3 protein-coding genes are annotated in these 14,300 nt (G+C 40.2%); 1 reads left to right on the forward strand and 2 read right to left on the reverse strand.

The genetic code is table 11. The annotated features are described in order from the left end of the window. Window positions 1-33 precede the first annotated feature (33 nt). Window positions 34-6,405 (forward strand): HTH domain-containing protein, encoded by a 6,372-nt coding sequence (locus tag H6G05_RS06530; protein ID WP_190577364.1) that lies wholly within the window; start codon window positions 34-36, stop codon window positions 6,403-6,405. A gap of 359 nt (window positions 6,406-6,764) precedes the next feature. Here the strand turns inward: H6G05_RS06530 and H6G05_RS06535 are convergent, their stop codons facing one another. Beyond that, window positions 6,765-12,989 carry a DEAD/DEAH box helicase gene (locus tag H6G05_RS06535; RefSeq protein WP_190577366.1) on the reverse strand — a complete coding sequence of 2,075 codons (6,225 nt, stop codon included), beginning with the start codon at window positions 12,987-12,989 and terminating at the stop codon, window positions 6,765-6,767. 95 nt (window positions 12,990-13,084) lie between these two features. Continuing rightward, a complete protein-coding gene (locus H6G05_RS06540; protein WP_190577368.1) occupies window positions 13,085-14,290 on the reverse strand; it encodes a hypothetical protein in 1,206 nt (401 codons plus the stop codon). Window positions 14,291-14,300: the final 10 nt, after the last annotated feature.

Consider the following 14,300-nt stretch of genomic DNA (forward strand, 5'->3'; position numbering starts at 1 on the left):
TCAAAATAGTCTCTTTACTTTACCTTAATTAAAATGCTATCCCCCAGATATAATCCCAGTTTGCCGCCAAGATTTTATGAGATGGATGAATATGCCTTCGAGGAAATGTGTCAAGACTTATTTGCCGCAGAATCTGGTATTGCAACATGTAATACCTATGGGACAAGAGGACAAATGCAACGCGGCATTGATTTATTAGCTCGCTCGGATGATGGTAAATATATTGAAGTAGGACAATGTAAATGCTATGAAGATTTTCCTCCGCTTAAAATTCGACAAGTATCAGAAGCGTTTTTTAAGCATCTAGATTACTGGAAGAAACATAAAGTTAGACGATTCATTCTTTTTGTTGCCTCTGAATTAGAAACTACTGACCGCCAAGATGAGATTTCTAATCAAATCAAACTCTTTCAACGTCATAAAATAAAATATGAAGTCTGGGAAGCTCGAACATTACGTCAAAAACTTTCTCCTCATCATGCAATTGCATTGCGTTACTTAAGATCGCAGGATTTAGTAGAGTCAATTTGTGGTTTACAGCCACAGCATACATCTAGAATCTCTGAGCTTACAATTGGTATTTTTTCTTCCAAAATTGATCGCCTGTCATCCGACATATCTAAAGTAAAAGCACTACGCTTGGATGAATATCGGGAACTATATCATCAAGGAAAATTACGTGAAGCTCGTATTTGCCTTGATTCATTAAGGAATGATGAACATTGGGATGTTTTCGATAAACCATTACAGGCAAGAATTCTTCAAGCTATATCAGGTTATACAATTAACGTTGAGCAAAATGCTGATAAAGCACGCTCTCTAGCAGAAGAAGCATATGCTCTAGATCCAAAAGGAGATGACACACTTCTACAAGTACTAATTGCTTACCAGTCTGAAGGTGCAGAAGCTGCTCTGAGATTAATTGACAACACATCAACGATTAATCTTTTTAATCTTAAATTAGGATTACTATTAGATCTTGAACATACATCACAAGTAATTGCCGCACTGCAAAATCTCCCTCAAGGTTTAGAGCCAGATATTGAAACCAATCGCATTCATGCTTTAGCACTTTTAGGAAATGGTGATATTGCAGGTGCTCAGGTCAAGATTCAACAAGCACTTTACGAAAAACCTAACTGGGAAAAAGTAAGAGCGACAGAGGCGACTATCAACTATTTTAGTGCGCTTTCAAGTGCTATTCCTCGACAATTAACCACTTATCCACATCCAGTTGAGTGGTCGTTAATTAAGCGTGATGATGAAAGCTTAAAATATTTACGCAAAGCAGCAGAAGAATTTCAACGACTAGCATATCAATCGGAACTGGGAGAACACCAACGAAAATATTGGCAAGTTTGGCATCTAGCTTGTTTGACAAACGATCCTGAGCAACAATCAGAGGCACAAGAACTCTGTTCTACATTGCTCTCAGAAGATCCCACTAATCCCCAAGCAATTACCTGGAAAATGGTCCTTAACTATGACATTGATTTGTCTCCAAGTCAGCAAGCTTTAGAAACGCTGTTACAGAATGAAAACATTGATTTAGAGCGTATTATTGCCTTATTGGAAATCTACCTATATCAAGATACTCCCAAAAAAGCCCTAGAACTCTTAACGAGAGAGAAAGATGCTTTTGTGCGAACTGGGAATGAAAAGCCTTGGCTCTTCTGGCATGTGCAGGCTTTAGCGGCAAGTGGTGACATAGAGAATGCACTTCAAGAAATTGAGCCTATAGATAGCCCTGAAATTCAGCGCAGTCTTCGAGTATCAATTCTACGGAAAAAGGCAAGAATAGATGGTGATGGGCAGATACTTGTTCAGTGTTTAGAGTCTTGTTGGCAAGAAAGCAAAAGTGCCATTTATTTATTAGAGCTTTGCCAGCTTCAGGCTAGTTTACAGAATTGGACATATGTTGCAGATAAAGCTGAGGATTTAGTTAATTCAGTAGGTACATTGACTGCCCTTAGTCTTGCAGCAGAATGTGCTTGGCAGAGTAATCGTGCTGAACTATGTTTAAGTTTGTTGAATGACCATAAGCAACTTTTTCCTAGTGGTACTTTGCCTACATCTTTTGGTCGTATTAAGGTTTACTGTCTAGCGCAACTAGGATTGATTTCGCAGGGGGTTACTGAGGCAGAAGAGCTAGTGCGATCGCACGAAACAGCCGAAACGTTAACCACTTTAATTGAACTCCAACTAAATCAAGGAAACCTGCGAGGAGCAGCAATTAACGCATTTCGTCTTCTGAAGCAAGAGAATGTATATCCCTTATCTTTATTGCGAATTGCACGATGTTTGTTGTCAGAAGATCGAAATCTAGCTCGTGAATTATGGCAACGTGCTATAGGCTTAGAAATTACACCAGAGATATTAGGCGAAGTCATCAGTTTGGGATACTACCTAGAGCTAGATCGCGAACTTCCACCATTTATTCACCGAGCACAAATAATCGCACTTGCTGGAGGAAGTGAAAGTCCATTTCATTCTGTTGAACTGAATGAGCTTCTAGAAATGCAGCAGAATTGGGCAAATAACACCCAAGAAATATACAAAAAATACGATGAATCGGATTTCCCAATTCATTTGATTGCTCAAACTCTGAGATTCCCACTTACCAAAGTTTTCCATGTTTTACCAAAAACAAATGCCAGCAATTCAAATCCCTATTTTCAAGTAGCGATTTTAGCACGATATGGTGCGCGACCCTTTCCAGAGTTTTTTGTAGACTCAACTACCAAATGGAGACTGCATCTTGATATTTCGGCTTTCTTGCTAGCTGCTCATCTTGGGATTTTAGATGCTGTAGAGCGCAGATTTAGTCCAATTCATATTTCACAGTCGTTACCCAAGGCTCTCTTGCAAGAATGTGAGTATTTTCAACCTCATCAGCCTTCTCGTTTGTATGCTTATCGTGAAATTTTACGGTTGCATCAGGCTAGCCAACTTCAGCAACATTCAGAATCTTTGCTACCAAGTTCTAATGAGTTAGTTGAACAATTGGGAGAACATTCAGCAATTTTGCTAGAGCAAGCTCGTACAGCAGATGGTCTAGTAGTTGAGTTTTTACCATTGCAGAGACTAGATTCTAACAGCGCTATGCAGTCATCTGTTCTAGATGAAGCTGATCGACAACGGATGATCAACTGTCGAACTCTAATTGAGTTACTGAACAAGAAAGGAACCTTATCTAGCAGTGCATATGAAACTGCATTACAAGATCTCGGAGATCAAAGATATGCAAATTTACCGCCACAGTTACCAGACCATAATGCTCCGATATTTATAAACTCTGAACTAGCAATACTTCTTGCGGGGTCGGGTTTGCTAGTAAAGATATGTCGGGCTTTTAGAGTGTTTGTATCACCACAGTTCATCCAAGAAGCACAAGCAACAATCACGAGTAGTGATCATTCGGCAGAAGTACTTAAATGGCTGAGAGATCTGACACAGCGAGTCTCGACTGGATTACTACAAGGCAAATATAAGATGCTTGCAACTCCACAAACCGTATCTGAACAAGAGCATGAACCCTTAAATTCTTGGGATGCAAACGGATTAACCGTCTACGATCTTTTCAGATATACACCTCAGTCTAATGATGTTATCTGGATTGATGAACGCTTCTTTAGCAAATACCCTAATCGAGATAATAGTGTTCCTGTTATCGGTGTTTTAGAGATTTTAGAAGCTTTAAGGGGCAATGACGATCTTAGCGAGTCACAATATTACGAGAAAATACTCCAACTTCGTAAAAGTAACATTCGGTATATTTCTATTGCGAGCAAAGAAATTCTTTATCACCTCAAACAAGCACAGGTTTCTGACAAAAGAGTTCGAGAGACTGAGGAATTGGAGATTATTCGTCGTTATATTGCTTCATGCCTCCTAGATTCTCAGAGGCTCCAACGTCCTCCTCTACCAGAAAAATCGCCAAATCCTGATGGTGAAATGATGTTTGTTTTTGAGTGCCTACGTGCAGTACAAATCTCAATCATCAATATTTGGGAAGATACTAGCGTTACAGTAGAAACAGCATTTGCCTATTCGGATTGGATACTCCAAAACTTATATACAGGAATGTTTGGGGTTCAACATCTCTTCCCTAACAGTGACCCTAACAGCGATGCACTGGATTTGATTAGCCTTGATATTAGCGAACTTTATTTCCGAGGTATTCAATTATGGCGAATTGAGAGTGAAAGTGCTCATGCGACTTCTAGCCGTCGCCAAAAATATTTTGAGTGGATCGAACAGCGAATTTCAGAAATGCGCTTTCGAGCAAATCCAGAATTAATCTCCTCTGTTGCACAGCAAATCAAAGAAATTATGTTTCACTTAGGACGTGAACAAGATCGTGAACAAGAAGAGTCATTGCAACTTGCCAATCGACTCATGCTCAAGGATCTCTTTCGAGATCTGCCCAGTGTTTTACAAGATGAGCTAAAAACCGATCCTGACTTAATGTCTTATCTTCAAATTCAGTTAGCGGCTTCAATTAATATAGAGTTCCTAGAGTTGCCTGCTCCATTAATATTTCCTGCTTCAGAGTTTTTTAGCACAGTCGCTTCAGCCATCAATGGTGAAGAATCAACTATCAAAACCTTTCAGCCTGAAGTTTCATTCAGGGTTTGTACAATTAATCAAACTGACATATCTGTTGAATTTCAATTCATGAATGAGTCAAATTCAAATGTCTATGCATGGCAAGATAACTTGATGCTACTTGCATCAGAAAATCCTATTGTACGTGAGCAGGTTTTGCGATCTCATCGAATTTGGTTTGATTGTGATAATTCTACTTTTGAGAAAGTAGTTAATGAAATAGTTTCAACTTTGGATCTACGCAAACGCATTAACCAAGCAAATCATTGGCACAGTGAATCAGCGGCAATTTTCTACTTGTCTCTTGAGAATAAAGTCTACGAGAGATCTGAATTCTCAACGGATGACTTAATTCCTCCTTCTGCCGTTGGATTACTTCGACATTTTTACCTAGATCGTTATGCATCGGAAAACATTAATTTTCATGCTTATCTCAATCAAGCTGCAAAATCTATGCTTGAATCTGAAGACCTTGAAACTTGTATAGAACGCTTTTCTTGTATGCCAGTAAAGCTTCCACTGCCACTCGAAGAGGCATTTCAACAATTGTCAAATAGTGTTCGCGAGCCTCTTTTACATAGATTAACAGCACGGTTAACTTCCCCAGTATGTAAATTACATCTAATTAACTTAGCTCTACTTGTTCCTAACTCAACTAAACTTGCTCAGAATCTCCTTGACGAACTTTACAGTGATGTAGGTAATCTCCAATTCAAATTCTTTAGGGCAGTTCTTGATCTACTCAACCGTGAGTTCAGTTATTGGCATGAAATGCGGGCATGGTCAGCACCAACTCGCTTAGTAATGATTTGGGCTCATACAAGTAAGCTTTATAATTTGCTATACAATCCTGAAGTCATTTTAGAGGAATTTATTCAAAGATTGGAAGAGCATAGCCATCAAAGACAAATCAGCGCTGATATTCTTGATCGAGATCCAGAGTTTTGGAACAACGTTCTTCACCTTCGTCACCTAAATAGAATGAATTTAATCGTTCATGGGTTAGCAACTATTTTAAAGGATAGAGACCCAGCGATTTTGCAAGCAGCAAAAATTTCTGAAAAAGTGATTGATTTTGCAGTTAAAAACTTGGATGAGCAGCAATTTCTCAACCCAGAATTATTTCATGACATTACACTTGCTCAGGATAGTATAGAGTCATTTCTTGGTGGAAATCGTAGTGATTGCTTAGGGTATCTACTTGGGGAGGAATTGGGACACCAAGTTTCATCGGATCATCTGAAGTTGCTTCTAACAAGTGCATTGGATGCTCTAATAAGCGAACCACTTTCTAGTGAAAAATGGCTTTTAATTACTTGGCTGATTGGAGATTTTCCAATTTACAACGATCTTGTGGGTAAACTTGACAACTTAATTAGAGAAATTAATTTCATTGAACTTTATAGTTTAGAGCCTTCTACAGCTTTGTTCGCTTTAACAGTTGCCTGCGATCATACAGCAAATACTATTAATGAAGAACTTCGCGTAAAGTTAGAAAATGAATTAGTTGAAATTGCTAAATTAATTAACAATCAGGAGCCAAAAGAGCCAGTCAGTGATGAAATTTCTGATCGTTTTATTGAATGTACTTTTAAGCTTACTGTTAGAGCTAATGACCCTCGCACAACTAGTCTTGCTCTTAATGACTTATTCAAACGAATTTTCTATGTTTGCCCTCGTTTTTTAGGTAGACGTATGATTGGGCTATCTAGAGGGCTACAGGAACTGCCTGCCAACCAATTACATGGTGCATGGGTAACAAATTTAATAGTTAGAGCTTTATGTGAGCGTCCATAAAAGCTACATCATTTTCTCAGATGAAGCTCAAAATAATTAACGATATAAAAAATAAGTCGTAGCTAAAATACTAAAACGAAGTTTGCTCTCGTAACTTTTATGTAGCGAATTTTCAAGGAAACTGCTGAACGGATTAATCATGTCAAACCCCTATGTAGGGGTAGCTACAGGATACATGGAAAAACCTGCAAGATAGCCATCAAAGCTATATATAGAGAGGATTTCAAAAACATGTTTTTTGCCTTTCGTGTTAAAAAAATCAACGGTATAATGCGCGTTTGCGACCGATCTCGCAGGTTTTTCCATGTATCCTGTAGCTACCCCGATTAGTTCGCTCAAATAGCCTCAAACAACTCAGATCATAAATGATCGCTGATAACTACATAGGTTGGTTTGGCTACTTCATAGACTGATGGTGATATTTTTTTGAGAAAACTCATTCCTTGGTCTAATAGAATTCGGTAATGCTTACGGTCCTGTCTGTAAATTTCTAGTGATCTCCCATGATCAAAATGTTGGCGATCGCGTAATGGCTGCTGTGTAACTGTGGCTTTGATTGGGCTTAAAGCTTTCTCAATTTCCGCACGTCGGTTTGGTGGCTGCTCTTTCTGCTCAAGAATACGCACTGATATTTGGACCTTAGCTTGTAGCCAAATACCCTGTAAGAGATCGGCGAGAATTTCTGCTTCTTGGGGTTGCAAATAGCGATCGCTGTAGGTAATTCGCTTGATTTGTTGATTTTGTAGGATTGTTGTTAAACCTAATTGATCGCGAAGTTCTTTGAGTGTCAGATTTTGCCATTGGGAATCTTGAGGATTGGGATAGATAACTTGAGTATCAGGATCATTGAGTTGTGATGCGAGAACTGAATGCGATCGCAAGTTTTCTAAACGCGCTCTCACAAATTCGTAACCTTGATTACTACGAGTTTCAAGCCATGTGATCTCTTCTGTATCTGGATGTAATTTAAGCGCAATGGGACTTTGCGAACGCATTTGCATAACTAGTTCAGGATATTTACCATGATTATCAGTTTGATGAACTTCGAGTGATTTTTGGTCAATCCACTGAGCAAGACGCTTTCTGAGAAATAATTGCTCATCAGAATTAGGTCGAGGAAGTTCATGGAGAATTAATTTTATTGGATTTTCTGAATCTTTAATTAGAACCTCTAAATGCTTGAACCAATTTAGCCCTGTTTTGGATTCATCAAAACTAGGTAAATACCAAATAGCTGATACCGCCTGACGGCAATAGCTCAGGAAATTGCTATTGACTTTGAGCAAAGCAACTTGATGAGCATCTGGAGCAAAACTTGTTAGTGTTTCATTCGGTTCTATTTTTTCTAATAATGGTTTGAGAAACTCTATAACTGCGTAGCGATCGAGTTCTGCATGGAAAATCTGATTAGAATAGGTGCGTAAGCAGTCATAGCAGCTACTACCGCAATCGCAAGACTGGACTAATTCGTATGTTCTTTGTAAAATTGCCTGAAACTGTCTGGCAATTTGTTGAGCATAGCCTGCACCTCCTGGCACATTGTCATAGATCACGATTTCGGCGATACCATTGCTATTTTGGATGGGTTGAAATAAGCCATCAAGTTCATTGCGTGGCACGTCAATCACCTGTGCGGCGGCAGCAAGCAAAGCATAGAGTAGAGATCGCCAAAAGCCTGTATTAGTTGTAGTCTCTTCCGTTTGGGTAGCAATTTCATGACCATCAGCGAGATGGGTGACTTGTTGAAATAATCGGTATTGATTAGGAATATGACTAAATCGAACTTTTAATAAATCACTGCGAAACTCATGACCTAAATGGATGCGGGTACATCCTCCCGTACATTCCCTGCCATCATTAGGACGAGTATGTTTTCCTTTTTTAATTTGATCATGGTTGAGATCACGCCCGCAAAAATTACAGATGGCAAAACCTTGATCGCTCTTACCCTTATTTGCTAAGAAAAATACTCCATTTTGGCTACAGGTTAGGCTATAAGCCTCGCTAGACGCACCGAATGTTTCAGGTTTACTGCCGTCCTGCGCTAAAAACACCTGTGAAGTGGGTTGACGCATTGGCTTTTCGTAGGGAGTTACGCGAGGGGCTTGGGTTTGGTCGGTCACAAAAGCGGTGGGAACTCGGTACTGTCTCGTTTTCGCTTTCGCCGCAGATGAAGGAACTCTTTGACAGGTTGGGCAAGGATTTACAACTGCTTCTTGCTGCTGTGATTGAAAGTGATTGCAATGTTCGCAAACCCAGTAGTATCGTTTTTCTAAAGTGTCGGCTCGAAATACGCCAACGCTGGTATGTACGCGGTCATCGACAACGACATCTTGACTGGGGGCATATTCTCCCAGAGCCAGACGGCGATCACGTTCTAGTCGATGTCTGTTTTGCCCTGCATTTTGACGGTAGCCACTGCTTTCATTAGTCATTAGGCGCACTACGTCAATCGGGAATCCATAGATCGGTAATATACTTGCTCTTGCCAATTCATCATGGAGACGGCGATCGCCTATTTTTTCAAGTTCTCTTTGAATAGATGCCATGCGATTCGCGATACTTTGAATATTCTGAACTTCTGACGGATCGGTTAATCGTTGGTGTTGTGCTAATCGTTCGTTAGCCAAAGCGTTCCAATCGGAAATTTGTGATGCAATCAGATCATGAATAATCCTTGTATTGAAGTTACTAAGAACTATGTTAGGTGTCTCTGTGGAAGTACTTCCTAACCGATTTAGCCATAGTTGTGTAATCGCTCTAGCGGCATCAGAGTTTAACCAGTTTTGAAATTCTGCACAGATTGAACCTGTAGGTATAGTTCCATTGATTAATGGTATAAATGTAGTGATTGGTAGATCAAAGAATTCGCTAATTTTCACGTTTTCCGCAGCGAGGGCAGTGGTCAGATTCTCCCTTAAAAATGCTGCTAATAATTCAGCACGAATATGACGCTCTTGGATGTTGAAATTAGCAGGATCTAGTTTTGGGATCAGATTTTTCCCTGCGATTAACTTTTCAGGACGCTCGAAATAATAGCGATCATGGGGACGGCGTTGACCATACATCAGCGTGACTGCTACACCATCGGTACGTCTGCCTGCGCGTCCTGCACGTTGCTGATAGTTGCTAACATGGGGCGGAAAATTTCGTAAAGCTACGGCTTGGAGTTCTCCAATATCTACACCCATTTCCAATGTTGTAGAGCAACTTAGGAGATTAATCCAACCCTGACGGAATAGGCTTTCCCGTTGCGCTAGTTCATTTGTACCAAGTTGGGCGGTATGCTCGGCGGCACGGATGGCAATAGGTGATCGCTTGCCGATTAAATAGCGATAGTGATGATCGGCTAGTTGATTCCCTGAAAAAACTTCTAATCTGCCATTACATTTATTCGCCCGACAGGTGTAATGGTTGCTGATGTCTGGCAAGGTTCCTAGCTCAGGAATATGGAAGATTTGCTGGCAGGTTTGGCATTGATACCAGTCTTCATTGGTTTCATAGAGATTTAATAATTGCCAGTTGAGTCGAGATTCTTGTCCAGTTAGACTTAACAACTTATTTCTAAAAACATTTTCATACAGCCAATAGAGATGGTTATTGCTCTCTACTTCTGAATAATTGGGAAACACTTTCTCGAAATACAGAAACAAAGAACTTTTAATAATGCGATTGTTACTGGCTCGATAAGATCGTAAAGAAACTGCATTAGCATCATCCCCAGCCGCCTTTTGTAGTTTCAGATAACTCTTTAGCTTCCCGCCACTTAAAGCTGGTGGTCGTCCGCCAGCAACGCCACCTAGTTCAGGAAAGTAATCAGAGGGATTTTTGAGATCGACTAATCCCGCCTGACGGATGATATCGGTTAACCCTAGTAAGAATATTTTTGCCTCCGTATTGCTAATTTGGAAATAGTTTGCAGTTGCTTGAATCTGCTCTTCACTAATATAAATATGACAGGCGAGTAAGCCCAAAGCCTCGATAGAAAAACGTCTTGCTGATGGCAGCCCAAATTCTCTTAGTAATAACTCTTTGGCACGTTGGTGCGATCGCGTTTCACACTCCAAAGGATTTTTTGTAGTACCTTCTAATGGGTTCACATCATTTAGGATATAGCTACGATGATGCCATTCACTATTGCGATCGGGATGCGGAATAGAATTTTGTAAAAATTGTTGATAGAGCTTTTGTTCTACACCACCAATTGAAGCAATTCCATCACTATTTTTGTCATTCTGAAAAGCTTGCCATACAGTTTGACGATAAAGTGCTTCGGTATGGGTGCGCTGATAGTGAGAGGCAAAGAATGAGGCATCTTGACGACCATCGGAAAAGGTCAAGAGTTTACGCTTTGTCGCAATATTTGTATTTTCATCATTTTGACTTGGTTCAGGTAATAGCCCGAATAGACTATCAATAATCACTTCGAGAGGTGCGTCTGTACTGGATGCAAAACGCCGTAAACTAGGAGTATCACTTCGTCCCGCACCACAGGCAGGGCATTTGGATAAGTATCCCACTTTGTTGTCTTTATCGAGATGCAGAACTAAAGGATATTGTTTGCCATTGACAGGTGGAAGATTTGGGCTTGATTTTGAAGATGATTTAGATTTAGCTTTTGATTTCCCTTTGGGTGTTACCTCTGGTAAGTTCAAAATTGGCTGTCCTAGCCAACCCATACCATGATTTTCTTCATACAGGATAAATTGAGAAAAACTCAGGCTGTTTTGACCTTCAGGATTAGGCTCTGGAAATTCTGTCTCTTCTTCCTCATCCTCGGTAATGCTATCTAAACTGCCTGAAGTAAGAGTATAGACATTGTCCTTGTTTTCTATAGCAGCAAGCGATCGCGGTAAAGTTGTAAGCTGATTACCGTCAAGCCTGACTAAGCTATAAGCCTGTCCACATTTGCGACAACTAGAAATCTCGATTACAGGTGATTGGCAATCTTCACATTTAGTTTTTTCGCTCAAATAAAGTCTGCCATAACGATTAGGATTAGGATTATGCGGGTCGCGTACTTTTCCTGAACATTCAGGATTTACACAGGCAAATAGTCCCTCGATACTACGGAATAGTAAATGTAATCTGACTGGCAGTAATGGTAAATCATTCTCATTTTTCCTTGCCAAAGTTCCCAACTGGATTAAGTTGGCTAGAGCTTGTTTCAGTTGTTGCTCAACTTCAGCAGAGATTTCGCCATTTAGTGTTAATGGATATTGCCAAAGATCACGCGATCGCCAAATTTGATCCCAAGGTTGTGGTGTTTTCAGGATTTGAATTAATTTATGAATGCTAGGATGTTGTTTGATCGCATACCATAAGAATTTATGAACCTCATGATTTGCTTGAGTTTGAGCTAATTCTAAAATCTCATGGGGAACAAGTACATCTAATATCTTTCTCCATTCGTCAATAGGAGCAGTGAGAGGTAATAAATCTTTCGGTAGCATTGCCCAAAGTTCATAAATATCTTCTGCGGCTAGACCTAGTGGATAAGGCTTACCCAATCTATCATCCGCTTGACGGCGATCGCCTCGAATTACCTGTGCAAAATTTTCGCTAAAAAGCTGTCCCGCAAATTCAAGAACTTGAGGGTCTGAGGAGCGATCGCCTAAGCTTGCGCTTGTACCAATACAACGAATTGTGCCTTTTTCCTCTTTACCCACTGCGCTTTTGAGGCGACGGATTAGCATGGATACTTCTGTACCCGTTGAACCGTTATAGCTGTGAGCTTCATCAACTACCAACATTTTGAAAGTGCTACGCGATCTCTCAAAAATATCTGTGCGTTCTCTGGGACGCATCAGCATATATTCCAACATGGAATAGTTGGTAACAAGGATATGGGGCGGATTTGTCCAAATTTCTTCACGGGAAATAGCTTGTACTTGTTTTGTTCTCTCGATGGCTGCTTGTACTAAATCATCAAGCGATCTCCCCTGCATTGCTGCTTGTTGTGCAACGGGTAGAAGCTGTAATAGTTCACTTTTTTCGTAACCTCTCAGTTCATCTCTGAGAGAATTTGTGGCTTTATCGTCAGTTCTTTCAGTGCGACTGGTATAAAAACCAAAGCGAATTTTAGGTTGATCTTGTTGGCAGAGTAACTGACGTAAGCGTTTTACCTGATCATTAACCAGTGCATTCATCGGATAGAGAATTAATGCTCTGACCCCACTCGCTAAACTTTGATCCTTGAGCAACATATCCAACATCGGTATTAGGAAACATTCTGTTTTCCCTGAACCTGTCCCCGTTGCCACGATGATATTTTGATTTTGTTCAACCACGGCTCTGATTGCCGATTCTTGGTGTTGATACAATAGGCGATCGCTTGGTAAAAGATTGACAGTGTTTGAATGTAGAACCTTCTGCCCTACTAATTGTCGAATGCTCTGCCCCGATTCATAGGGTTGAGAACCTTCTAAATAGGGTGTTTGCCAGACATTGCTAACCTGATCTAGCAATTGCTTAAAGCCGTAACGCAAATGGGAATCTCTGAGAGAATACTCTGTTAACAGATAACGGATAAAATCACGGCGGGGTTCTTCAGTAGCGGCAATGGGGTTAAGGTAGTTAGACATTTCTTTGTGATGAGTTAAATGTTTACAAGGGATTTGAGGATTTAGAGAACTGGATAAAACTCCTGAATTCGATCACCTTTTATGAGTTCTCCCATTTAGATAGTTTGACAACCTAGTTTTTTCAAAATCTGTTCAACTTGTCTACGCCGATTAGGTTCGACATAGCGATCGCGATTATCGGTATCGGTTGGATTCGAGAGTCGCCATAAACATTGAGCATAGCCGCTAGGCAAGTTCACACTTTTGAGATCCAGATGACCGCGATCGCTGTCCCACACAACCCTAATCGGCTGTCCAGATTCTCGATCTAATGTGAACATTGCTAAAATTGCCGCATCTTTCTCTAGTTGATAGAATATTCCCTGCTCATGCCATAAATATTCACCCGTAGGAAGTCTTAATAAGTCAGGATTGTAGATTGTACTACGGCTCGGCTCTCGCCAGCGATCGCTTTGTTCTCCCCACTGTGGCACATAGTGCAGAATTCCAGCATAATCATGATTTACAAATGGATCTTCAACATCATATCCGCGCAGCATTGGAGTTAATGGGAGACTTGGCGCTGGCAAATGTTGCAGACTTTGCGCGATCGTAGTCAAGCTAATTCCACGTTCTGAAAACTTTTGTTGGAGAACTTCAAAACTCAGATCTGGGAATACCAGTTCATTAGTTTCCGTGACGGGATTTCCCAATACTTGATGAGCAAGGGGTAAGTAAGCGCGATCGCCTATAAATAATGCTTCTTCGTACAGCACAGTTGGATGGGCAATACAAAAGCGATTGCCGACACCTGCATAAATCTCTCCCTTTGTCTCTAGTTCCCTAAGTGAAGATTCTAATTCTTTGATTAGTTTATCCTGTGGATAATCAGGACTAAGGCTAGATTCTAGGACAGATAAAATTTGTCTTTTTGTGAGAGTGAGAGGTTTTGATTGAGTAACAGGTGATCGATGATTACTAAGTATAGTAACTATCTTGACAGCAATATCTTGGTTAACTGAATTAACAATCACTTTTCCAGTCGGTAGCTTATCTTTCTCTTTACCCGTTGATCTTGAGATATTTCCTTCAATTAAACCTCCAGCAATTTTCCAATCTCTCTCTTTACAAGCTAGCCTTAAAATACGGCGAACATCACCAGCTAATAGTTCTGAGTCGATTTCAATATAAAACTCTGTTCTTAAATCTCTCTCTTCTGGGATGATAACTCTAACATTGAGTTGAGCCAGTCTAATTTGTCTCTCAAGTTCGGCGATAACGGAGTTTCTTTGTCCTCTAAGAATTTGGTGCATATATCGCATAATCTTTACC

It is taken from the genome of Phormidium tenue FACHB-1050 (assembly GCF_014696925.1).
GTDB lineage: Bacteria > Cyanobacteriota > Cyanobacteriia > Pseudanabaenales > Pseudanabaenaceae > Pseudanabaena.

Bases quoted from the DNA above. Each gene is read 5' to 3' on its own strand.
- H6G05_RS06535 (WP_190577366.1), bottom strand. From the start codon at position 12,989: ATGTCTAACTACCTTAACCCCATTGCCGCTACTGAAGAACCCCGCCGT.
- H6G05_RS06540 (WP_190577368.1), bottom strand. From the start codon at position 14,290: ATGCGATATATGCACCAAATTCTTAGAGGACAAAGAAACTCCGTTATC.
- H6G05_RS06530 (WP_190577364.1), top strand. From the start codon at position 34: ATGCTATCCCCCAGATATAATCCCAGTTTGCCGCCAAGATTTTATGAG.